Origin of the sequence: Bradyrhizobium sp. CIAT3101, from assembly GCF_029714945.1 — a bacterium.
Lineage (GTDB): Bacteria > Pseudomonadota > Alphaproteobacteria > Rhizobiales > Xanthobacteraceae > Bradyrhizobium.
Map to the genome: position 1 here is coordinate 6,303,638 of NZ_CP121634.1, position 23,465 is coordinate 6,327,102.

Annotated in this window: 20 protein-coding genes; 11 read left to right on the forward strand and 9 right to left on the reverse strand. The window is 63.6% G+C overall.

Going from position 1 to position 23,465, the window contains the following annotated elements:
• The first annotated feature begins 52 nt into the window (after nt 1–52).
• The 3 genes from meaB to QA645_RS29785 all read left to right on the forward strand — a co-directional run bounded on the left by meaB (nt 53) and on the right by QA645_RS29785 (nt 3,297).
• The gene (gene meaB, locus QA645_RS29775) at nt 53–1,042 is read left to right on the forward strand and encodes a methylmalonyl Co-A mutase-associated GTPase MeaB (RefSeq protein ID WP_283044940.1); all 990 of its coding nucleotides are present in this window, start codon (nt 53–55) and stop codon (nt 1,040–1,042) included.
• Nucleotides 1,039–1,695, forward strand: a complete 657-nt coding sequence (locus QA645_RS29780; RefSeq protein WP_254192747.1) for a pyroglutamyl-peptidase I — start codon at nt 1,039–1,041, stop codon at nt 1,693–1,695. The genes meaB and QA645_RS29780 overlap by 4 nt, the downstream gene beginning before the upstream one ends.
• A 231-nt stretch (nt 1,696–1,926) precedes the next feature.
• Nucleotides 1,927–3,297 carry a TIGR03808 family TAT-translocated repetitive protein gene (locus QA645_RS29785; RefSeq protein ID WP_283044941.1) on the forward strand — a complete coding sequence of 457 codons (1,371 nt, stop codon included), beginning with the start codon at nt 1,927–1,929 and terminating at the stop codon, nt 3,295–3,297.
• Nucleotides 3,298–3,320: 23 nt separating this feature from the next.
• On the opposite strand, the gene QA645_RS29790 is transcribed toward QA645_RS29785, so the two are convergent.
• The 4 genes from QA645_RS29790 to QA645_RS29805 all read right to left on the reverse strand — a co-directional run bounded on the left by QA645_RS29790 (nt 3,321) and on the right by QA645_RS29805 (nt 7,587).
• On the reverse strand, nt 3,321–4,160 hold the full coding sequence (locus QA645_RS29790; protein ID WP_283044942.1) for a TIGR03809 family protein: 840 nt from the start codon (nt 4,158–4,160) through the stop codon (nt 3,321–3,323).
• Nucleotides 4,161–4,629: 469 nt separating this feature from the next.
• On the reverse strand, nt 4,630–6,312 hold the full coding sequence (locus QA645_RS29795) for a S8 family serine peptidase (RefSeq protein WP_283044943.1): 1,683 nt from the start codon (nt 6,310–6,312) through the stop codon (nt 4,630–4,632).
• A 16-nt stretch (nt 6,313–6,328) separates the two neighbouring features.
• Nucleotides 6,329–7,021, reverse strand: a complete 693-nt coding sequence (locus QA645_RS29800) for a hypothetical protein (protein ID WP_254130139.1) — start codon at nt 7,019–7,021, stop codon at nt 6,329–6,331.
• Nucleotides 7,018–7,587, reverse strand: a complete 570-nt coding sequence (locus QA645_RS29805) for a sigma-70 family RNA polymerase sigma factor (RefSeq protein WP_200517090.1) — start codon at nt 7,585–7,587, stop codon at nt 7,018–7,020. Before QA645_RS29805 ends, QA645_RS29800 begins: the two co-directional genes overlap by 4 nt.
• Before the next feature lie 438 nt (nt 7,588–8,025).
• On the opposite strand from QA645_RS29805, the gene QA645_RS29810 reads away from it, so the two are divergent.
• Both QA645_RS29810 and QA645_RS29815 read left to right on the forward strand, forming a co-directional pair.
• On the forward strand, nt 8,026–9,183 hold the full coding sequence (locus tag QA645_RS29810; protein WP_254130138.1) for a GGDEF domain-containing protein: 1,158 nt from the start codon (nt 8,026–8,028) through the stop codon (nt 9,181–9,183).
• Between the two features lie 63 nt (nt 9,184–9,246).
• Nucleotides 9,247–10,347, forward strand: coding sequence for a DUF2336 domain-containing protein (locus tag QA645_RS29815; RefSeq protein WP_254130137.1), 1,101 nt, complete (start codon nt 9,247–9,249; stop codon nt 10,345–10,347).
• Between the two features lie 88 nt (nt 10,348–10,435).
• Here the strand turns inward: QA645_RS29815 and QA645_RS29820 are convergent, their stop codons facing one another.
• The 4 genes from QA645_RS29820 to QA645_RS29835 form a co-directional block, all read right to left on the reverse strand.
• Nucleotides 10,436–13,000 (reverse strand): DEAD/DEAH box helicase, encoded by a 2,565-nt coding sequence (locus QA645_RS29820; RefSeq protein ID WP_283044944.1) that lies wholly within the window; start codon nt 12,998–13,000, stop codon nt 10,436–10,438.
• Between the two features lie 285 nt (nt 13,001–13,285).
• The gene (locus QA645_RS29825) at nt 13,286–14,248 is read right to left on the reverse strand and encodes a hypothetical protein (protein ID WP_283044945.1); all 963 of its coding nucleotides are present in this window, start codon (nt 14,246–14,248) and stop codon (nt 13,286–13,288) included.
• Between the two features lie 123 nt (nt 14,249–14,371).
• Nucleotides 14,372–15,010, reverse strand: coding sequence for a DUF1109 domain-containing protein (locus tag QA645_RS29830; protein WP_283044946.1), 639 nt, complete (start codon nt 15,008–15,010; stop codon nt 14,372–14,374).
• Between the two features lie 2 nt (nt 15,011–15,012).
• Entirely contained in the window at nt 15,013–15,558 is a 546-nt protein-coding gene (locus QA645_RS29835) for a sigma-70 family RNA polymerase sigma factor (RefSeq protein ID WP_254130135.1), read from the reverse strand.
• A 291-nt stretch (nt 15,559–15,849) separates the two neighbouring features.
• Between QA645_RS29835 and QA645_RS29840 the strand changes: the two genes are divergently transcribed.
• Nucleotides 15,850–16,530 (forward strand): hypothetical protein, encoded by a 681-nt coding sequence (locus tag QA645_RS29840; RefSeq protein WP_283044947.1) that lies wholly within the window; start codon nt 15,850–15,852, stop codon nt 16,528–16,530.
• A 121-nt stretch (nt 16,531–16,651) separates the two neighbouring features.
• On the forward strand, nt 16,652–17,431 hold the full coding sequence (locus QA645_RS29845) for an enoyl-CoA hydratase (RefSeq protein ID WP_234681289.1): 780 nt from the start codon (nt 16,652–16,654) through the stop codon (nt 17,429–17,431).
• Nucleotides 17,432–17,577: 146 nt separating this feature from the next.
• Here the strand turns inward: QA645_RS29845 and QA645_RS29850 are convergent, their stop codons facing one another.
• Nucleotides 17,578–19,434: an acetyl-CoA hydrolase/transferase C-terminal domain-containing protein gene (locus QA645_RS29850; protein ID WP_283053416.1), complete on the reverse strand. Its 1,857-nt coding sequence runs from the start codon at nt 19,432–19,434 to the stop codon at nt 17,578–17,580.
• 259 nt (nt 19,435–19,693) lie between these two features.
• On the opposite strand from QA645_RS29850, the gene QA645_RS29855 reads away from it, so the two are divergent.
• From QA645_RS29855 to QA645_RS29870, 4 genes are all read left to right on the forward strand, one after another.
• Nucleotides 19,694–21,091 (forward strand): TolC family outer membrane protein, encoded by a 1,398-nt coding sequence (locus tag QA645_RS29855; RefSeq protein ID WP_283044948.1) that lies wholly within the window; start codon nt 19,694–19,696, stop codon nt 21,089–21,091.
• 24 nt (nt 21,092–21,115) lie between these two features.
• On the forward strand, nt 21,116–21,673 hold the full coding sequence (locus QA645_RS29860) for a hypothetical protein (protein WP_283044949.1): 558 nt from the start codon (nt 21,116–21,118) through the stop codon (nt 21,671–21,673).
• Nucleotides 21,674–21,714: 41 nt separating this feature from the next.
• Nucleotides 21,715–22,626, forward strand: a complete 912-nt coding sequence (locus tag QA645_RS29865; RefSeq protein ID WP_283044950.1) for an amidohydrolase family protein — start codon at nt 21,715–21,717, stop codon at nt 22,624–22,626.
• A gap of 201 nt (nt 22,627–22,827) precedes the next feature.
• Entirely contained in the window at nt 22,828–23,457 is a 630-nt protein-coding gene (locus QA645_RS29870; RefSeq protein WP_283044951.1) for a LysE family transporter, read from the forward strand.
• The last annotated feature ends 8 nt before the right edge of the window (nt 23,458–23,465 follow it).

Sequence of the window (23,465 nt, forward strand, 5' to 3'; positions counted from 1 at the left end):
GCTTTGTCCCGCGGGCACTCGCCTGCCTGCGCGCGCCGTTGTAAAGCAGGGCATGGTTGAGAAGAAGACTTCGCTTGATATCACCGCCCTCGCCCGCGACTTGCGCGCCGGCCATCGCGCGACGCTGGCGCGAGCCATTACGCTGGTGGAGAGCCGGCGTGGCGATCATCAGGCGCAGGCGCGTGAGCTGGTCCAGATGCTGCTGCCCGATACCGGCAAGGCGGTTCGCGTCGGCATTACCGGCTCGCCCGGCGTCGGCAAATCCACCACCATCGATGCGCTCGGGACCTACCTGATCGAACAGGGCAACAAGGTCGCGGTGCTCGCGGTCGATCCGTCCTCGGCGCGTAGCGGCGGCTCGATCCTCGGCGACAAGACGCGGATGGCGCAACTGTCGTCGTCCGACGATGCCTTCATCCGCCCCTCGCCGTCGTCAGGCACGCTCGGCGGCGTCGCGGCCAAGACGCGCGAAGCGATGCTGCTGTGCGAGGCCGCCGGCTTCGACGTCGTGCTGGTCGAGACCGTCGGCATCGGTCAGTCCGAGACCGCCGTCTGCGACATGACCGATTTCTTCCTCGCGCTGATGCTGCCAGGCGGCGGAGACGAGTTGCAGGGCATCAAGAAGGGCCTGGTCGAGCTCGCCGACATGATCGCGATCAACAAGGCCGACGGCGACAATCTCAAGCGCGCCAACATCACCGCGGCCGATTATCGCGGCGCGCTGCATATCCTCAGCCCTCGGTCGGAACATTGGCACCCGCCGGTCGTCACCTATTCGGCGCTGGCCGGCACCGGCATTGCCGAGCTCTGGCAGAAGATCCTCGAACACCGCACGGCAATGAACGCGTCCGGCGAGTTCGCCGCGCGCCGGCGCGACCAGCAGGTGAAATGGATGTGGTCGATGCTGGAGCAGCGCATGCTGGCGCGGCTGCGCAGCGAGGCATCGGTGCGGGCCAAGGTGAAGAAGATCGAGGCGGAGGTCGCCGACGGTCACCTGACGCCGGCGCTCGCCGCCGAACAGATATTGGGGTTGCTGCAATGAGCGACCAGCTCCGCATTCTCCTCACCGGCTTCGGCCCGTTTCCCGGCGCGCCGCATAATCCGACCCAGCCGCTGGTGGCGCGGCTGGCGCAATTGCGCCGCCCCGCGCTCGATGGCGTCACGCTATCGCGCCACATCTTTCCGGTGACCTATGCTGCAGTGGACCGGCAATTGCCGGAAGTGCTGGCGAAAGTGAAGCCGCATGCGCTGCTGATGTTCGGCCTCGCGGCGCGCACGCCGTACCTGCGCATCGAGAGCCGCGCGCGCAACGCCGTCACGATGCTGTGGCCCGATGCCGCCAACACCCGCTCCAGCAAGCGCGGCATCGCCGGTCATGCTGACGCGATGACGTTCGGCCCGCACACGGCAAGGCTGTTGCGCGCCGCGCGTCTCACCGGCATCGACGCACGGCCCTCACGCGATGCCGGCGCCTATCTCTGCAACTATCTGAGCTGGCGCGCGATCGAGAACGTGCGCGGCGGTGGACCAAAGCTTGCTGCGTTCATCCACATTCCCTTGCTAGCGCGCAGCGGCGCCGTGCGGCGCAAGGGATTTCCACGGATCACGCTGGACGAACTGGTGGATGCCGGGGAAGCGATGCTGATGGAGATGGTGAACCTGGCACGGAAGACGCGGAACACGCAGGCCTCGTAGGGTGGGCAAAGGCGCCCTTGCGCCGTGCCCACGATCTCGTTCCATCTGCCGTCAATCGTGGGCACGCTTCCGCCTTCGCTCTTCGAGCTCCGGCGGACAAGTCGCTTTGCCCACCCTACGGCACCTCCGCTGCGGTAAACATTTAACCCTACTACGAACAATCCCGACGACCCCTTCCGCCCTGCGCTACCTAATCCCCGCGGACCTCCCGCGTCCGCCGAAGGACGCGTCATGGACCTCAATCGCCGTCATCTCATTGGAGCCTCGACCGCCGGCATCGCCGGTGCGCTCTACATACCTGTCGACGCCGCGCGCGCCGCGCCGCTGACCTCCCTGCTCGGCCGCGATGCGACCCAATATGGCGTGCGGCCCGGCGCGGCCGAGGATCAGACACGCACGCTCCAGCGCGCGATCGACGAGGCCTCGCGCGCGCAGATGCCGCTTGCGCTTCCGCCCGGCATCTACCGAACCGGATTGCTGCGGCTGCCAAATGGCGCGCAACTGATCGGCGTGCGCGGCGCGACGAAGCTGATCTTCACCGGCGGGGCCTCGGCGATTCAGAGCGACGGATCGGACTCGGTCGGGCTGACCGGCCTCACTTTCGACGGCGGCAGCATTCCACTGCCGACGCGGCGCGGGCTGGTCCATGTCCTCGGCGGCCGCGGCGTCCGCATCACCGATTGCGAGATCACCGGTTCCGGCGGCAGCGGCATCTGGCTGGAGCAGGTGTCCGGCGAGATCTCCGGCAACGTCTTCACCAACATTGCCGTGACGGCGGTGGTCTCGTTCGACGCCAAAGGCCTCACCGTGTCCCGCAACACCATCATCGGCACCAACGACAACGGCATCGAAATCCTGCGCACCGCGATCGGAGATGACGGCACGCTGGTCGCGGACAACCGTATCGAGGGCATCAAGGCCGGCCCCGGCGGCTCCGGCCAGTACGGCAACGCCATCAACGCCTTCCGCGCCGGCAACGTGATCGTGCGCGGCAACCGCATCAAAAACTGCGATTACTCCGCGGTGCGCGGCAACTCGGCCTCCAATATCCAGATCACCGGCAACAGCGTCAGCGACGTGCGCGAGGTCGCGCTCTATTCCGAATTCGCGTTCGAGGCCGCGGTGATCGCCAACAACACCGTCGATGGCGCCGCCGTCGGCGTCTCCGTCTGCAATTTCAACGAAGGCGGCCGCATCGCGGTGGTTCAAGGCAATATCATCCGCAATTTGATCCCGAAGCGCCCGATCGGGACCGCGCCCGACGACGATGCCGGCGTCGGCATCTATATCGAAGCCGACACCTCGGTCACCGGCAATGTGATCGAGAATGCGCCGTCCTACGGCATCGTCGCCGGCTGGGGCAAATATCTGCGCGACGTCGTCATCTCCGGCAATGTGATCCGCAAGGTGCTGGCCGGCGTCGGCGTGTCCGTGGTGTCGGGCGCGGGCACCGCGCTCGTCAACAACAACATGATCTCGGAAACCCCGCGCGGCGCCGTGGTCGGGCTGGACCATGCGCGCGCCGTGACGTCAGACCTGTCGGCGGACGGCGCCCAACGCTTTGCGCAGGTGGTGGTCGGCGGCAACGCGGTGCGGCAGTAAGCGCCGCCCTCGCTTCCAAGGCCTCAGAACGCATTCCGCAGCAGCGGGTACTTTGCTTCGAGGCCGTCGAGGCTGAAGGTGAATTCGACAACGCGCTCGGGGGCTGCGACGATTTCCTCGGCCGGCGGGGCGAATTGCGGCAACAGCGTCGCCATTGCAGCGGGCATGACGACTGGTGGCCTCACCGCAGGCGCGGCGACCGGTGGTACTGCAGATGCGGCAAGCGGCGGCTTCACTGCAGGCGCGGTGCGCGGCGCAGCTGCGATGGACGCGGCGACCGGTGATCTGACGGCAGGTGCCGCGACCGACGCCCGCGCGGCGGGCGCCTTCAGTGGTGGCATCTTGGGGGGCGCGGTGAACGACGCCATCAAAGCAGCCACCTCGGCTGATGCAGGTACGGCGACCGGTGCAATCGGTGCCGCGAGGATTTCGGCGAGCACATCCAGCGTGGGCTCGAGCGCAACCGGGACGACGGTCTCGGGCGCGATGTGCACGGCCTTGGGCTGCAGGGCCTTGGGCTGCACGGCCTTGGGCTGCACGGCCTTGGGCTGCACGGCTTTGGGCTGCATGGTCTGGGCCTGCTCGCGCGGGAACACGCGGGGCATGGTCGCGGGCGACCAGCCGAATGCGGACGTCACGCTCGCGGCAGCGGCGGCGACGTCCCCGCCATTCGCGAGGGCGCGCCAGGTCTGGACCGCGCGCTTGGCTTCCTGGATGTTTTCGAGGAATGCCAGCTCGCTGTGATAGCGGCGCCAGCGTCCGGTCTCGAACATTTCGGAGAGATGTTCCAGCCGCTGTTCGGCGAGAGCGCACCAGCGCGCGGCAAGCTCGCGGCTTCCAGCCGCGCCATGGCGATGAGTCATAAATCAGCCCGTCAGGAGAAAATACGGACGCGACGCAACGCACACGAATCAATTTAGGCGCGACATGAATATTTTGTGGAAAAGTTTTGACTTGTCCAGCAACGACACGGCCGTCGTCACGAAAGACCGTAGTCGTGCGGAGTTTTCAGGGCTTTTCGAGTCAAGCTTCGCGCAAGCATAGCGGGCTTGCCAGCTGTCGTTGCCGATTCATCACGACGATCGCTCAACCGCGAGGTGATCTCGAATCACGCTTCAAGAAGTCGGACGCCCAAAAGAAAAGACCCGTCCGGGGGGACAACCGGACGGGTCGAGCCATATGGGCGCTTGGGGTGGATGGGCGCTCGCGCCTAATATGACTGATGGGGAGGGATGACCGCTCCCACATAAATTGGTCGTGGCAGCAGGCTGAACGTTCAAAGTGGCGCTCGATTTTTTAACCTTTGGCCGACGCGCAATGTTGTCGCAGGCACTATCGCGCCGCCGGCCTATCCACCTGAGAAACCGTGGATTTATCGGTCGCGCTCGACAGCGAGGGCTGCTCGATTGCGCGGATGCCGGGGTCGTCGCGGCGCTTCTCGGCATCTTCACGTTTAGTTGTACCGGACGCAGCCGCGACCGGCGTCGTGTTGTCGACCGGAACCGCCATGACCGCGGCGAACGCATCGGGCTCGCCGTCGCCGAAGAGATCATCACGCCCGGGTGAACCGAGGTCACGCGCGGTCTTCGACAGCGTCATGCGCAGCGCTTCCGGCTTCAGGGAATAGTTCCGCTCGAGCAGCAACGCCGCGACGCCGGAGACATAGGCGGCCGAGAACGAGGTGCCCGACGTCATCTGGTATTTGCCATCCGGCGCCGGCAGGAAGATGTCGACGCCCGGCGCCGCCAGCGCGATGTAGTTGCCGCGGTTGGAGGCGGTGAACAGCCTGTCCTGCTGGTCGGTCGCACTGACCGCGATCACGTTGGGATTGGCGGCGGGATAAAGCGGTGGCGATTTGGCGCCGGCATTGCCGGCGGCCGCGATCAGCACCAGGCCCCGCGCGGCAGTTGCCGCGATCGCACGCTCGATCACCGCGTCCTTCGGACCGGCAAAGCTCATATTGACGATCTGGGCGCCGTGCTCGGCTGCGTAATTGAGCGAGCGCAGGATGATGTAGGACGAGCTCTCGGCGCTGCCGGTGGTGCCGCCGAAGGCGCGAATGGCGATGATGCGCGCTTCCGGCGCGCTGCCCATCAGCTTCGCATGCGCCACGATAGCGCCGGCAATGCCGGTGCCGTGGATATGGGGGCCCTCGCTGCTGCCGAGCGCATCGAAATTGTCGGCGATGGAGTTGGCGAGTTCGGGGTGCTTGGCGTCGATGCCGGAATCGATCACGGCCACCGTGACATTGGCGCCGTGCGCCAGCGTGTGCGCCTGCGGCAGGCGCAGCTTCGGCAGCACGTATTGGGCCGGATCACCCTCGCTCGGCACCGCCGATTTCTGGTCCTGGAGCAGGTAGCGGAAGTTCGGCTGGAGCGATCGCACGCCGCCGTCGGCGGCAAATTCGCGCCGCACCGTCTCATACTGCCGGCCGTCGGCGATACGGAACAAGCCGACCGTGGCCCCGATCAGCGGAAAATTCTCCGAAGAGACGCGCCTCAAACCGTGGCGCCGCGCGAGTTCATCGGCCTCCGTCAGCGACAGCGCGCTGTCGATCTCGGCCACGAATTCGTTGGCGAAGCTGCGCAGATTGACGGCGACCGGCGTATTGTTGCCGCGCCCCTTGCCGGCGCTCTTCCTGGTCGATTTGCCGGAACCGTCGCCGCCTCCGCTCGGCTGCCCCAGGCACTCGCCGTCGGCATCGCGATAGGCCGCCGTGCAGGTCGGATAGAGGTTCGGCGAGTAGCGCGCATAGGGCAGCACCGGGGTCGTCGCCATCCGCGCCGAGATCCGGGCGGTCGTCACCACGTGCGGACCGCGATCGACGCTGACCGCCCTGGCGGCAATGCTTGGACTGATGGTCGGTGTTCGCGAGGGCACGCTGATGGTCGGCGTGCGCATGATCGCCTGGGCGTGCGCCACCTCGATGCCGAGGCAGGCGGCGAGCAGGAGCGCGGCTCCGACCGACGAAGCGTAGGCCCCGGCTCGCAACTGACTCTCGGACTTGCGCGTCATTGGTGCAGCGGCGCGCTTAAGGCGCCGCCACGGCGAGGTTGACGAACTTCTCGCGCTGCATCCTGCCGAGCAGCGCGGTGAGCTCGTCCTGGCTCATCGCCTTGTCGAACTGCAGGCGGAACATGCCGCCTCTGGCATCGCCGATGATCGAGGCCTGGTAGCTGTCGAGCAGCGCGGTGATATCGGCCACGCGCGCCTCGGGCGTGAAGCGCACCAGCGCCCGCGCAGGAGCCGCCGCCCCGAGTTCGCGCGTGATCGGCGCGCCGGTCGACAGCGATGCGGTCTGGAAGGTCGAGGTCTGGGTCTTCATCAGCACGGCGCCGATGATGCCGGCCTGCAGCAGCAGCGCGATGGCGCCAAGGCTCGCCGACCAGGCCAGCGTGCGCGGCGACAGGCTGGCGAAGAAGGTGGCAACGCGCGCCGACAACGGCAGCGAACTGGTCGCCCGCTCCGGCTCGGCGTCGATCGCGGCAAACAGCTTCTGCATCGCGCGCGCCGACGGAGCGCCCAGGCTCTCGTTCAAATGAATGGTCTCTTCGTATTCGCCACGGATCGCCGCATATTGCTTCGCGAGCGCCGGATCGCTGGCGAGCGCTTCTTCCACACGGCGGGCATCGCGCGCGTTCAGCGTGCCGGCGGCGTGCCACGGCAGCAGCATCTCGATCTCACCGGGCTCTTGCTCCAGCATCTTCTTGCTCAGTGCCATCATGGCCAGCCTCGCTCAATGCCGGCTGCCTTCAGCAGTTCGGCCAATTTCTTGCGCGCATAAAACAAGCGCGTCTTCACAGTGTTCTCCGGGATCCCGACGATCTCGGCCACCTCTTCCACGGACTTCTCGTGGTAGTAGACGAGGTCGACGATTTCCCGATGGTCCGGCGAGAGGCCCGTCAGACACTCCCGCAACGCTTCACTGGTATCCTTTTTCTGGACCACCGTTTCTGGATTGTCGGACGAATCCTCGATCGCATTGGCGGCCTCGTCGTCCAGTTCAAAATCCTTTCGGCGCCGAAGCGCAGACAGGGCCTTGAATCGGGTGATTGCCAGCAGCCAGGTGGAAACGGCGGATCGGCCCTCGAACTTGCCGGCTTGACGCCAAACGTCGAGAAACACCTCGCTGATGAGGTCTTCCGCCGTCTGCTCGTCCCGCACGAGCCTCAGCCCGAACCGATACACCCTGACATGGTGCCGCCCGTACAGCACCTGCATGGCAAGACGGTCGCCCTGAGCGATCCTGGCGATAAGGACCTCGTCCGTAGCCGCCTGTGTCACGCTCAAAGGCCGTCTCGCAAAGTTGGTCGGGTCGATGCGGGGGACGGTTCGACGGGAGGGGTGAAATTCTTCAACCTACCGCAGTCATACGGGGATGCGTGTGATCTACCACACATACGCGCAATTTCCTTATCCCACCCGTGGCAGTTGGCCGCTTCGCTGCAGAACGGTAACATAATACGGAAACACTCTCTCGCGGATTTGCCGTGAGCCTGAACGGACGGCCCGGCCGGGCCCGGTCCATAACACGGCCCTGTGCACCTTATGTCGCACGGGGCCGGATTTGGTCCGCGATATCGCCTGCGATGCCTAACCGGCCGCAAAATCCCGCACTGCACGAGCCCCTCACCCGCGCCATGTCCCCCGGATTCGGTGCAAAAGGATACCAAACCTAAAGGCTTGCCACGTAGATTTTTTCGGCTGACATCCACCATTGGCGGGACCATGAGCACGGCCGCGACGTCCTTTCCGGAGAGGAATGCCGCAGAGGTCGCGGATCTCGTCCTCACGCCCGAGGCGGCTGCGCCCGAGGTGCTGGCGCGGCGGATCCGTCAGCGCCGGCAGATGTATATCGGCCAGGTCGTCAGCTACTCCCTCGGCGCCTCTGTCCTGCTGCTCTACGCCTATGACGGCGCCGTTCACATCAACGTTCCGTCGCTGTTCTGGGTCGGTGGCCTCTCGATCATCGGCATCTTCGTGGTGATGTCGGAGGCCGGCGTCGGCGACAAGCACACCGACCATTATCTCACGGTGTTCCAGATCTCGGCGCATATGGCGCTGCAGTTCGTGTTCCTGCTGTCGGTACCGACGATCGGCATCGCCTTCATCAGCGTGCTGTTCCTGATCTTCGCATTCGGCACGCTGCGCATGACCTCGGCCCAGGCGATGCTGACCTGGGCACTCGCCTCCGCAGCACTTGCGGCCGTGTTCCTCGGCTCGGACCTGCCGATCGGCATGCCCGTGGCGACGCGGCTGCAGCGGACCGCCTCGATGCTCTGCTTCATGCTGGTGATCGGCCAGTGCGCCTTCCTCGGCCTGTTCGGCGCCACGCTGCGCAAGATCCTCTACCGGCGCAGCATCGAGCTGAAAGATGCCTATCGACGCATCGAGGAGCTCGCCGAGCTCGACGAGCTGACCGGCTCCTACAATCGCCGCTGCATCATGCGACTTCTCGACGCGGAGATGGAAAAGTCGCGGCAGGCGACCGCGCCTTGCGCCATCGCGCTGATCGATCTCGACTGGTTCAAGCGCATCAACGACGCCCACGGCCATCCCGTCGGCGACGAGGTGCTGCGCACCTTCGCCATCACCATCTTCGCCAATATCCGGCCCGACGACCGTTTCGGCCGCTATGGCGGCGAGGAGTTTCTGCTGCTGCTGCCCGGCACCGCGAGCGAGGCCGCATCGCGCATGCTCGATCGGCTGCGCAGCATCGTCGCCGAGCTCGACTGGAGCGCATTCTCGCCCGGCATGCGCGTGACGATTTCCGCCGGCGTCGTGACGCTGCGCGACAATGATACTGCCGACACGTTTCTCGCGCGCGCCGACAGCGCGCTCTATTCCGCCAAGGCGCAAGGGCGCAACCGCATTGCTACGAGCTGACCGATCCATTTCCCGCCGGTGCGTGAGAATACGCCGCCGGACCGAACGCTCCAGGACAGGGCTATGAACTCTAAAACCGTCAAGTCATCCGAGAATTTGCTCGAGGAATTGCAGTCGGCGCTTTCGCACGGCACCGTCGCGCGCCGGGTCGAGACGCTACGCCGCGTCACCGACCTCTTCGTCAACAACGCGGTGGATTATTCCGACGACCATGTCCGCGTCTTCGACGACGTGTTCCAGTGCCTGATCGAGCAGATCGAGACCTCGGCAAAAGCGCTGCTCGCCGACCGGCTCGCGCCGATCCCGGCCGCACCGCCCCAGATCATCCGCACGCTCGCACTCGACGATGTGATCGAGGTCGCCGGCCCCGTGCTGACGAAGTCGGAGCGGCTGGACGAGACGACCCTGATCGAGATCGCGCGCAGCAAGAGCCAGGCCCATCTCAAGGCGATCTCGCTGCGGCGGGTGCTGTCGGAGGCGCTGACCGACGTGCTGGTGAGCCGCGGCAACAACGACGTGGTGCAGTCGACCGTCAGCAATCCGGGTGCGCAGCTCTCCGAGGGCAGCCTCACCGACCTCGTGACGCGCGCCGAACGCGACGACGATCTTGCCACTTGCATCGGCGTGCGGCCCGACCTGCCGCGCCATCATTATCTGAAGCTGATCGCCAAGGCTTCCCTGAGCGTGCGCAGGAAGCTGGAGGCCGCTCATCCGGAGCTCGCCGACGAAGTGTCGAGCGTGGTCCAGGAAGCGGCGCAGCGGGTCCGGGCCGCCGCGATGACCCGGCAGACCGAAATGGCGCGCGCGCTGGTGAAATCACTTCACGACGACGGCCGTCTCAACGAATTCCAGGTCACGACTTTCGCCGAGCAGGGCAAGTTCGACGAGACCAATGCGGGGCTCGCGGCACTGGCCGGCGTTTCGGTCGAGACCGCCGAAAACATGATGATCGAGAGCCGGACCGAGGGCGTGATGATCCTCGCCAAGGTCGCCGGCATGCAATGGTCGAGCGTGCGCGCGATCATCGCCATGCGCGAAAAGCTCTCCGGCGGCTCGCAGACCGACATGCTGATCCTGCGCGATACCTACGAAGCCCTGCGCAGCTCGACGGCTCAGCAGGTGCTGCGCTTCCACCGCATGCAGAACACGACGTCCGCGGCCTGAGGTTGGACTAACCACACCTTTGAGCAAAAGAGAGTCTCATAATTTCTTGGCGATCAAGTCCCTCGCAACTGGCCGCCGAATTGTGCCTTCATATGCTCTGAATTTCGCCCGCCGCCAAGGTCACCAAGTCATTCGGATGCTTAAATCGCGTCAGCTCTTGAGCCATCAGCAGTTCAGCATGATCCCGAGCGAGATCCATTTGCCGCTTCCGATCGGCAGAATCTCTCGCTCTCGGCTCGCCGTCCTCGCAACCTCGGGACAAGAGCCGCCTGACAATACTTGTGTTCACAGCAGGAGCGGATCCCGACTCCTGAGTTAGCACGATCAACCTCTCGCTCAGAGTGTGACCTTGATCGTTTTGAAACCTCGCCAAAAATGCTGCAATAAACTCTTCCGCTCCTTGGCTGGCGAGAGCCGCATAGCTTCCGTTAAAGTGATCGGCTGTTACACTTCCGATGAGCCAATTCAGAAACTGGGTTGAGAAATCGACCAGTACACGTTCGCCTGGGATCCAGTCAGCTCGGCGTGTCGTGGCGCTAACGACAGTTCTCCCACCAAATTCCGCAAACCTGCCTCTCATATGACTTGGCAGGCGCATCGTAAATCTCTCTCGGTCTCCCGTTTCCTCAATTTCGATATCAAAGAAGGGAGTCGCGCGCTTGATAAAAGCTGCAACATCCACAGTCGCATATTGACCGAGAGACTCCAAATCCAACGCTCCTGTAGACGCAGCCAAACTCAATACATCGTCTTGAATTAGCTTCGCCCTCTTTGCTTGATTCAAAGCAGCGTCGATACGATCTTGCGTCCGATCGACACGCCCGTTCTGCGCCTCCTCGATCAGTGCAGTAATGTCCACGCGCTCCAGCAGCTCACCAAGAATATCTGCCGCGTAGCGCTCATCGAACTCAGGACCAACAGTCGCCATCTCTCGGACGATCGTGTCAAGCCGCTCAAACAAAATCGAGACTATTTCATTGTCGATAGTATCTCGCGCAAGGAAGTTTATTACGATCACTTGTTGTTTTTGCCCATAGCGATAGAGGCGACCTATCCGCTGCGAAATTCTCGCAGGATTCCACGGAAGGTCGTAGTTGATCATTATGTGGCAATCCTTGTGAAGATTCAGACCTTCACCGCCCGCTTCGGTTGATATGAGAATTGGGTTTTCAGATTCAAAAGACTTGATAGCCTCACGCTTCTCTTCAACAGTCTTGCTACCGTTGATGATTTCAGGCTTCTCACCGGAGATAGATTGCAGCCGATAGAGTAGATACGCCTGAGTCGACCGGTACTCCGTAAAGATCAGAACCTTCTTTTTCTGAACAAGGACAATGTCTCGAACCAGGGAAACCAGAGCGTCGCCCTTCTTGTCATTCCTCATGGCCTCGGCTGCCTTGGCCATCAAATCGCGCAGCAACTGCGTTTCCGTTTCGAAGAATGGAGCACGTCCCGGTCCGCGAGAGCGTTCATCTAGCTGATCATCTCCATCGGATTCTTCATCATCCAACGCCGCATATTGTGCGTTGTCCGCATCGCCTTGTGCAGTGAGCCGCTCAAACCTATTCTTCAGCGCAATATAAAGTGCCGCTATCGATGAAGACGCCATCTTTCGATAGATCGTCATGACGAATCCAATCGCCCTACCCTCGGCGCCGCCCAAAGAGTCACCCGCGCGATAGCCCAAACGGAGATAATCACGGAGCTGGCGTTCAAGGAGCTCGAATTGAGGATCGTGATCTATCGTTGCGCGCCGAACGATCAATCCTTTGAACAGAAAAGCGCCATCCAGATCGACCGCGTCAATTTTTCGATTTCGAAGGACTATCTCCTGAACAACGTCTGGTTCAGTCTCAATCTCCGCTATTGCCTTCGCAAGATCGGGACGCACAAGCGTCAGCAGATTTCGAAATCTCCCTGTGTCACCCTGGTGTGGCGTGCCTGTGAGCAAGACGAGCCTATCAGTCTTTGAGCGCAGCGCCTGCGCCAGCTTAAATCGAAGCGTAGATCGTCCTCTATCGTCCCGTGCAAGCCTATGCGCTTCATCAAAAACAATCAGATCCCACGTTCCAGCAGCCAACAACATACCAAACGATGTTGAATCATTCGCTCCATCGTCTTCGGCGTCACGTGGCTTCGCCAGATCAAGCGAGACGATCACTCGTTCGAAGAGCCCCCATTCTTTATGATCTGAGATACGAAAATCTGACCCAAAGATCAGAAAACGCCGATCAAACTTCGAAAGCATCTCCTCTTTCCACTGACGGGTCAGGCCAGATGGAACGACGAACAAAATTCTTCGCAGATTTTGCCGACGCTCAAGGGCAGCCAACAGCAGGCCCACTTCTATAGTTTTTCCTAAGCCAACATCGTCAGCAATAAGCCAATTTGTCTGTCCTGAGTTCACTATGCGATGAACAAGCGAAATCTGGTGAGGCAAGGGATCGACGTCGAGCCGATCTAGAGCTCCGGTCGCCTCGTTCCACTTACTCAGCGCATGCGCAATAATATTTAGTGAGAAACGCTCAGCTCCGTTTTCGGCAATTGGACCTGCTCGGCGAAAAAGAAGCTCCGGATCCATAATTCGACGCAATCGCTCGAACGGGAGCCAAATCGATTGACCCGTCGAATGCAACTGGACGAGAACCTGCAAGCGGGTCGCCAGCTCACGTACATGTAGGACGCTTCCTGCGCCTAAAGTTTCTCTAACGCCGGAAAGAGGTACATCTTGGACGCAATGCCCTATCTGAAGCCCACAGCCCCACTCATCGGGCCCCAAAGTGCCTCTACCAGTGCTTGGTCCAAAATCCACCTCGATCAGGGGGCCGTTCGACGTTTCTCTCGCGGCTACAACGACGCCGATTTCGCTTGGATTGGATCGCCGACAGACCCAAGCGCCTTCGATAGGGACAAGCTGATCAATCATTAAATTAGTTACTTAGTTGGCGGCCACTTCGGATGCTTTAGCTGTTAGGTGTGAGAGCCCCCACGTATCGGTGTTTAGGCGCACAAGCTGCCCCGTACGGGAAGGAGTTCCAAGGAGCGTACCGTCAAGAGAGTTTCCTCCGAAGCTCGCAGACGAAGCTTGCCCGCCATCCCGTTTGAGTTCGTGAGGAAGATCGAGCGCACCCGCGGAAAACGCCTCTAGTCGAAAGGTCGTATAATCAATAAACGACCAAAACATTGGGTCTCCAAATGGAACTGAGAGCCAATCATCATACCAGTCATCTCGAATGATACATTCGGCCGGCAACCCTTTTGCCAAAAGCGCCATTCGCGCCGCTCTGCTCCAAGTAAGCATCGCTCGTCCGGAATCCGGAACGAATGGCGCTCCCAACCTTGACCGGCGAACACTCCAGAATTTCGGGCTCTCGCTCCAACCGAGTTTCAAATGAAACGCGCAGAGAATCTCATCTGCAGTAACATCGTGAAGCGCTAGATCTGATATCGCTCTGAAGGATGACGGGTGACTGAAACAATCGAACAGCTCAACAAATTGTTGATAGAGCTCCTTGTGGCGACTTTTGGCAGGAACATCGAGCAGACTTAGCAGCCATCGAGCTCTCCGCTCCGACATAGCCTCGGCTTCGGGCCTATGACGAGGCGGTGCAAATGGCTGTTCGGCAGCCCTCGCATCAAAACGAGGAAGTTCGACATAGTCGAACCAGCCGGACTGCCGTCCGAGGAGGGGGGCGGGGGCTTCCGACCGCTTAGACAACGGGTCCCAAAAGTCCCAATCTCGCGCTTCGAAGACTTGCTCAAGCGCGAGAACACGGGGATCAATCCGGCTCGGCGGTTCCCAATGGTCCGCTGCTGCAATAAGTCCAAGAGGTTCCGGCCGAAAATCTTCGGCCTTCCAAAAAGAAAGCATTGCCCCGCTGCGGCGACCACAAAAGCGCATCGCCCCTCCCTAGGGGATCATTCCTCAACGTCCAGCTGCATGCAAGATGAGCATCACGCAAAAGAGACTCTCTACGCCAAATGGCTAAGAGAGCTAGTCTGGTGCTTCCTCCTAGGGAGCAAATTAATACCGCAACACCCTCGATCCAACCGCCGCGCCGATCGCGGTCACGACCGCGGTCGCGATCGTGTACCAGGTCGCGACGAACAGCGGCGAGTCGTCGGTGCAGTGCGAGGCGTAGAGCGTCGCGGCGAGCCCGGCCGACAACAGGCCGGCGAGCGCGCCGGCAAGCGCCGGCCGCGACGGCGCACCATGGCGCAGACCGAACAGGGCGCCCGCGAGCAGCGGCAGCGACATCGCCGGGATCGCCACCATGCACCACCGCGAGTTCTTGCCGACGAGCCGCATCGTCATCGGCATGGCCGGCGTCATCATCGCTTCACTGCCGATCGCGACCGCAAGCAGCCCAACGGGGAGCAACAGCAGCCAGCCCCAGCCGCGCATCAAGGCTTCGGGCCGAGACAGATGCAGGCTGATGATGATCGCGGGGATCGCGAGCGACAAGGTAACGGCGAACTTCGTGTCGAAGAACGGGTTGTGCATCGCCGTCATCACGTCCGGCCGCACGCCCAGGAAGGTTGCAAAAATCAGGATCGAGAACGGCGCTGCCACCAACAGGCCCATGGTCAGCAAGCCGCCGACGCGCGGGGCACGGTGGGCATTGTCGGCCGCGAGGCTGCGAATGAGTTGATCGGTGTCCATGACTAGTGGTCCCGTAGTTTGGCCGTCAGGGCCGCAAGGCCCCGGTGCAGCGCGACCCGCACGGCACCTTCGCTCATCGAGAATTTCGTCGCCGTATCCTTGATCGAGGCGCTGTCGACGGCGATCGACTGCAACACGTCGCGCTGGCGCTGCGGCAGCGTATTGAGCTGCGCGGTGACCTCGCCTGCCGAGGCCGTCTCCTGCGGCGTCTCGCCGGGCAGCGTTTCGGCGAAATCGTCGATGTTGACGAAGACACGCCGGCCGCGACGCCGGAGCGCATCGATCAGCTTGTTGCGCGCGATCGCGAACAGCCAGGGGGCGAAGGGCGCTTCGCTATCCCAGGTGTGCCGCTTCAGATGCACCGCCAACAAAATCTCCTGCACGATATCCTCGGCCTGATCGGGAGGCTGCCCGGCCCTCGCCAGGCCGCGCCTTGCGGCAGCGCGCAGCACCGGCGTGACCGCCTTCAACAGGCGATGATACGCCGCATCATCGCCTGCCATGGCCGACCGCATCAGGTCGGTCCACTCGTCCTCACGTCCGCGCACGCGCGCCCCTCACCATTGCAATTCGGCCGCTCTTTCAATTTGTTACGTCGGGGCCTACTTGATCACAAAGTCGTGATCAAGACTGATCCTGCCCCGAAGCAGCCGCAGAAAGCTCTCGCAGGGCTCATAACACCGATCGGTCCGTGCCGCACCCGGCGGGCCGATGCACCGGACAAGGTTTGCCCCGGTTTTGCCCGGTGTGGCCCGAAGATTCCCATATTTTGCCCCGTTGTCGTCATGGGCCGGGGTCTCTGTTCGCCCCGGGACGGGCGAATTGGGGAGATCATCAACATGATGAAAGCCAGCGGACACGCGGCATTGGTCGCTCTGACCGGACTATTCCTGCTGTTTGGAGCCTCGGTGCAGGCCGCACCGAGCGCTGCGAGCACGAATCCGGACGGCGCAAGCAAACAGGCCGATGAGGTCAAGCCGAGCAAGCAGCGACGCCATTCGTCGCGCCGCCACACCGACAGCAAGACGGCGCAGAAATCCGACGACAAGGCCGACAAGACTGACAAGGCGGATGCCACGCCGCAGGCCGACCAGACCAAGGTCAGCAGCAAGTCCGCGACCGACGTCCCGGCCTCGAGCCAGATGCCGCCGGAAGTCGCCAATGCGAACGCGCAGCTCGCCGCCGCGGACACGCCGACTGCGGCCGCAGCCTCGGCGATGACGGGCCGCGCCAACGACAATGTGCAAGCAGCGACCGACACGAACGCTGCCGCCAATGCCGAGAACCAGGTGGTCGCGCCCGACCAGCTCAACGACCTCGATCGCGCCTTGCCACAGGACAACCCGCCCGTGCAGAAGGCGGTGGTCGCCGCAACCGACGCGCAGCCGCGTCCCGCGCCGATGATGGCGAGCAGCCAGCCGAGCTCGGCCTGGGACCAGAGCTCGCTGATCGGCAAGATCTTCATCGGCGTCGGCACGCTGCTGACACTGGCCTCCGCCGCCCGCATGTTCATGGCTTAGGTCTTGGCCTAACGCCCCGTCTCGGGGCGCGCTGCGCGCGCGTCCCGGCCGCTTTTGGACCCCTTGAAGCCCACCCCGCCAGCGGGCACATTGCCTGCCCAATCAAACGCGTGGGTGGACCATGAGCACGTTCGAACACATCATCGTCGAAAGCAAAGGCGCGGTCGGCATCATCAAGCTGAACCGGCCGAAGATGCTCAACGCGCTCTCCTTCGGCGTGTTTCGCGAGATTGCTGCCGCCGTCGACGATCTCGAAGCCGATGACGCCATCGGCTGCATCGTCGTGACCGGCAGCGAGAAGGCCTTTGCCGCCGGCGCCGACATCAAGGAGATGCAGCCGAAAGGCTTCATCGACATGTTCTCCGAGGACTTTGCCGCGATCGGCGGCGACCGCGTCGCGCGCTGCCGCAAGCCGACCATTGCGGCGGTCGCAGGCTATGCCCTTGGCGGCGGCTGCGAGCTCGCCATGATGTGCGACTTCATCATTGCTGCCGATACCGCCAAATTCGGCCAGCCCGAGATCACGCTCGGCACCATCCCCGGCATCGGCGGCACCCAGCGCCTGACCCGCGCGATCGGCAAGTCCAAGGCGATGGATCTCTGCCTCACCGGCCGCATGATGGACGCAGCCGAAGCCGAGCGCTCGGGCCTCGTCAGCCGCATCGTGCCGGCCGACAAGTTGATGGACGAGACCATGGCGGCTGCCGAGAAGATCGCCTCCATGTCGCGTCCTGCCGTTGCGATGGCCAAGGAAGCAGTCAACCGCGCCTTCGAGACCACGCTCGCCGAAGGCATGAGCGTCGAACGCAATCTGTTTCACTCGACCTTCGCGCTCGAAGACCGCTCCGAGGGCATGGCCGCGTTCATCGAGAAGCGCAAGCCGGTGAACAAGAACCGGTAAGACTCTCCGCAGTCGTCCCGGCGAAAGCCGGGACCCATACCGCGGAATCCATCGATGGCGGAAAGTGGACGTACCAAACAACGAGTCTTCGTCAAACTCCTCCCTGGGGTTATGGGTCCCGGCTTTCGCCGGGACGACACCCGAGGCTAGACGTGACTACGTGCCAAAGCCGCGCCGACGAGCGCGCAGTAGAAGCGCTCGGCCCAGGTTTTTGGGCGATCGAGGCCGAGGCGTGCGAGACACGCCTGATCCGCCGCATCAGGTTTCTGCGTCAAGCCTTGCCACAACAGGCCCGCCAGCGCGCGCGATGAATGCTGCGCGCCCTGCAGGATTTCCAGCGCCGGGATGAGGCGCTGCTCGACCTCGGTAAAATCGCAGCCGAACGGAAACGACGGCAACAGCCCGGCCTCGCGCGCGGGCTTGAGTGCTGCCGCGATCCGCTCCGGATGGTTTTCACGATGGACCGCCGGGATATCGTAGCCCCGCGGCAGTTTGCCGGCCTCCTTCGCCACCCGCACCAGCTCGTCCTGGAAGCGCGAGTCAGCAATCTCGAGCATGGCCGCGATCACATCGGCGTCCGACTTTCCCCTGAGATCGGCAACACCGTATTCGGTGACGAAGACATCGCGCAGATGCCGCGGGATGGTTTCGTGCCCGTAGCGCCAGAGAATGTTGGATTTCAAGGCGCCGCCGGCCTGCCGCGTGGCCTCGAGCGTCAGGACCGATCGCGCTGCGTTCAGGGCAAAAGCCTGCGCCACGAAATTGTACTGTCCGCCGACGCCGCTCACGACCTGGCCGTCGTCGAGGCCGTCGGACACGGCTGCGCCCAGAAGCGTCGCCATCATCGTGACGTTGATGAAGCGTGCGTCGATGCGGGCGCGACGCTTCTGGTCCTCATCGCCGTAGAGCTCGTTCGTGAACGACACCGGCATCATCTGGACGCGTGCGATCAACTCCGGCGGCATCTCGCGCAGCGCGCGATAGAACGACTTTGGACCGAGGAAGAAGGCACCGTGCAGCACCACGCCGTCGACGGCGCGCTTGAGAATGCCGGCGTCGATCAGGCCGATGAACGCCTCGGTGACCATCTCGCTGACGCCGTAAAGGCCCGCCTCGAAGGCACCGGCCTCCTGCGCGACGGCTGGTCGCGCCGGAGACAGCCGTGTGACGACATGATGAAATGCCGCACTGTCGCGATGGCGCAGGATCAGGCCCTGCGCCAGCGCATCGCCGACCTGTCCGATGCCGATTTGCAGCGTGCCGCCGTCGCGCACGAGAGAGGCTGCATTCAGGCCGATCGCGTATTTGGTATCGGAGATCGGCTCCGACGGCGGCGCGAACAGGGGAAAGTCGGTCGCCGCGCTGTCCAGCACGGCGCAAAACTCCTCGGCCGGAAGATCGCCCTCGCCCGGCATGAACGGCAGCTCGGAATTCACCTGTGCGATCAGCTTGAACGACGCGCGTCCGGCGCGACGCTCGCGCAGCACGTCCAGCGTCGTGTCGGTGTTGCAGGACAGGCTGTAGCGCGGCACGCCATCGACGACGCGTTTGGCGACCAGCTGCGTCACCACGTTCATCCCGCGCGCCAGCAGATAGCTCGCCGCGTGGGTATAGTTGGCCGAGATGTAATTCTGCTGTGCGGCCGGCACATGCAGCCAGCGTCCGGCAAGAAAGAAGAACTCGACCACGCCGATATTGGGCGGCAGCCGATTCGCGCGCAGCGCATCGGCATAGGCCAGGTCGGGATACCCTCCAAACAGGCGGTCGATGACAGGCGTGATGAAGCGGCTTTCGATCAGGGCCTTCGGCTTCGGCTTCTCCAGCGTCAGCGCCGACAGCAATGTCAGCTTGATGTAAGGATCGGCGCAGGCCCGCGCGTAAAGGGCATTGACCACGTGATTGGCCTTGCCGAGGCCGAGCGGCAGACCGACCACCAGATCGGTTCCAACCTCGCGAATGATCTCCTCCGCGAGCGCATCGGGATCGGAGAAGAATTTCGGCATCATCCGTGGGTCCGGACCGCATGGCAAAGGCGCCCGACGGAATTGGAAGGCGCCATGGGTCCCCTATAGCGCATTCGAGGCGGAATCGCTGTGTGACGCACCTGCAACAAGCACGGATTTCATGGGGGTTTCCTCCGCGGCAGTTTGCCTGCGGGACCGGCGCTGGGTAAACAGTTAAGAGAGCCGCCGTCGGCGGGGGCGGACAGCCGGGGTTTTGCGGGATTACATGATTGGGCGTGCCGCCAGAGCTGGCCGCGTGATGACGCGGCGTCGATCGGGCGTGGGTCCTGTCCTGGCGGCATGGACCACGGTCGCGTTGTGTTGCGCCCTACCCGCCGCGGCCTGCGCGGAAGCCCTGCCGGAGGCGCTGGTCAAGGCCTACCAGACCAACCCCCAACTCAACGCCGAGCGCGCAAGGCAGCGCGCCACCGACGAGAACGTGCCGCAGGCGCTGGCCGGCTACCGGCCGCAGATCGTGGCGAGCCTCAGCGCCGGCCTGCAGGCGGTGCGCAACCTGCTTCCGGACAACACCATCCAGACCGCGACGCTGAAGCCCTGGACCATCGGGGTCACGGTGTCGCAGACCCTGTTCAACGGCTTCCGCACCGCCAACAACGTGCGGGTCGCGGAACTCCAGGTGCAGTCCGGCCGCGAGGCGCTGCGCAATGTCGGCCAGGGCGTGCTGCTCGACGCCGTCACCGCCTACACCAACGTGCTGGCCAACCAGTCGCTGGTCGAGGCGCAACGCTCCAACGTCGCCTTCCTGCGCGAGACGCTCGCCATCACCCAGCGCCGACTCAATGCCGGCGACGTCACCCCGACCGACAGCGCCCAGGCCGAGGCGCGCCTCAACCGCGGCCTTGCCGACCTCAATGCCGCGGAAGTCGCGCTTGCGGTGAGCCAGGCGACCTATTCCCAGGTGATCGGCAATGCGCCCTCGGCGCTCCGCCCTGCCGAGGTGGTCGATCGCTATCTGCCGAAGACCCGCGAGGATTCGATCACGATGGCGATCCGCGAGCATCCGGCGGTGATGGCAGCCAGTTTCGACGTCGACGTCGCCTCGACCAATATCCGCGTCGCCGAAGGCGCGCTGCTGCCGAGCGCCAGCCTCCAGGGCAGCGTCAGCCGCAGCCGCGACGCCGACCAGACGCTCGGCACCTTCGCCACCGACCAGGCCTCGATCGTCGCCAACGTCACCGCACCGATCTATGACGGCGGCCAGGCCGCCTCTCAGACCCGGCAGGCCAAGGAAGTCACGGCGCAGAGCCGGCTCGTGCTCGACCAGGTACGCAACCAGGCGCGCACCGCAGCGGTCAGCGCCTGGGTCGCCAATGAAGGCGCCAAGATCGCGGTCTCGGCCTCGGAATCCGAAGTGAAAGCAGCGACCGTCGCGCTCCAGGGCGTCCAGCGCGAGGCCGCCGGCGGACAGCGCACCACCGTCGACGTGCTGAACTCGCAGGCCGATCTGATCCAGGCCAGGGCCCGCCTGATCGGCGCGCTGCGCGACCGCGTCATCGCCTCCTACACGCTGCTCAGCGCCGTCGGTCATCTGGACGTCAAGACGCTGAGCCTGAACACCCCGGACTATCTGCCCGAGGTGCACTACCAGCAGGTCCGCGACGCCTGGCACGGCCTGCGCACGCCGTCGGGGCAATAACTTCAAATCTTCCGGTCGATCTCGATGAAGAGCCGCCGCATCCATCTGATGGGAGCTTCGGGCTCCGGCGTGACGACGCTCGGCCGCGCGCTTGCGGGCCGGCTGGCGCTGCCGCATCACGACAGTGACGATTATTTCTGGCTGCCGACTGTTCCACCCTACCAGACGACACGCCCTGCCGCCGATCGGCTGCGCCTGATGCGCGAGATGTTTCTGCCACGGCTCGATTGGGTGCTGAGCGGAACCGTCACCGGCTGGGGCAACGAGCTCGTCCCGTTCTTCGATGTCGTCATCTTCGTGTCAACGCCGAGCGAGCTTCGCCTGCAGCGACTGCGTGCGCGCGAAGCTGCTCATTTCGGTGCCGATGCTGTCGCGCCCGGAGGCTGGCGTCACGCGGAGATGGAGGCGTTCGTCGACTGGGCCGCGCACTACGAAGCCGGTGATCGCGACGGCCGCAGTCTCGCAAAAGATGAGACGTGGCTCGCGGATCTGCCCTGCCCGGTCGTTCGCGTCGACGGCGCACGTCCGCTTGCGGAACTGGTCGAGCAGCTATGCAGCGAATTGGCGGGACTGCCCGGCTGATGTGATATCGTGCGCGCGCCTTCCCCGCCGCCGGAGCAGCCATGACCGACACAGTTTACGCGCGCGCAGCGCAACCCGCGACGCCGATCAATTTCGACGTGCCGGCCCATGCCTGCGACTGTCACACCCATATCCATGGCGATGTCGCGACATTTCCGTTCTTCACGGGGCGCGTTTACACGCCGGGACCGGCAAGCCCCGAGGAAATGGCGGCGCTGCACAAGGCGCTGCATATCGAGCGCGTCGTGATCGTCACGCCGAGCGTCTACGGCACCGACAATTCCTCCAGCCTGTTCGGCATGAAGGCGCGCGGCGCGACCGCGCGCGGGGTGGCCGTGATCGATGACAAGACCACGGAAGCCGAGCTCGACGCGATGCATGCGGCCGGCTTCCGCGGCATCCGCATCAATCTGGCGACTGACGGCGTCAACAATCCCGATGTCGGCCGCGCCCGCTTCACCGCTGCCGTCGAGCGCATGACGGCGCGCGGCTGGCATGTGCAGCTCTACACCACGCTGTCGATGATCTCCGCGATCCGGGATCTCGTGCTGGCCTCACCGGTGCCTGCGGTGTTCGACCATTTTGGTGGGCTCGAGGCCTCGCTCGGACTGGAGCAGCCGGGCTTTGCCGACCTCGTCGCTTTGGTCAAATCCGGAAAAGCCTATGTGAAGATTTCAGGAGCCTATCGCTCGTCGAACCTCGCGCCCGATTATCAGGACATGCTGCCCTATGCGCGCGCACTGATCGCCGCGAACCCGGACCGCATCGTCTGGGGCACCGACTGGCCGCATCCGGATTCGGCGCAAGTCGATGGTCGCAAGGCCACCGACATCGCACCCTTCCACGCCATCGACGATGGCCGGCTGCTCAACCAGCTTCCGCTCTGGGCGCCGGATGCCGATGTACGCAGGAAAATCCTGGTCGACAATCCGGCGCGACTCTACGGCTTCTGAGTCGCGGTACCTTCAATAAGGTTCAAACAAAATGCGACGCTGTTCCATGTCGGGTGATGGAACTGTTGTCACGCGAGCACAACGACGCTGACTCACACGTTCGTGTTTGCGCTCTCGTCTGCTTTTCAGCCTTCCGGTTGAGGCGACGATTCAATTTCGCGGCTACGCACACGCATAGATTTCATTTGATCGTGCGGATGCATGCCCTTATCGCATTTTCTTGCCGCGCTTTTTTCCGGCATCGGAATTGGTTTCACCGTCGCGGCTCCGATTGGGCCCATGGGCATGCTGTGCATTCAGCGCACATTGGCGTCGGGCATGGCCACAGGCCTCGCCACCGGCTTCGGTGCAGCGACCGTGCATCTCACCTACAGCGCCTTCGCAGTCCTGGGATTGGGCGCGCTTGCGCAGCCCTGGGTCGAGGCGAATGCCGTTATCTTCGGCGTCGTCTCGGCGCTGACGCTGCTGTGGTTCGCGCTTCGCACCCACCGGTGCTCCATCGTGCTGCAGGACGCCGGCGAGATCGACCGCGTGCGTCTCGCCCGCGCCTATCTCAGCGCCATCGCGCTCGGGCTGACCAATCCGTTGACGGTCATCCTGTTTCTCGCAGCGCTGCACGCGTTCTCCACGCAGGCCGCAGCTGCACCGATGATCGCGGGCGTGTTCGTCGGCTCTGCGGTGTGGTGGATGATCCTCAGCACGATCGTCGCCACCGCGCGCTCGCGGCTGACGCCGCGGATGCTGTCATTGAGCAGCCGATTCGCGAGCCTGATGCTGCTCGGGCTCGGCACCACGATGCTGCTGCGGATCGCGCAGCGCGCGTTGGGCTAGCTCGCGCG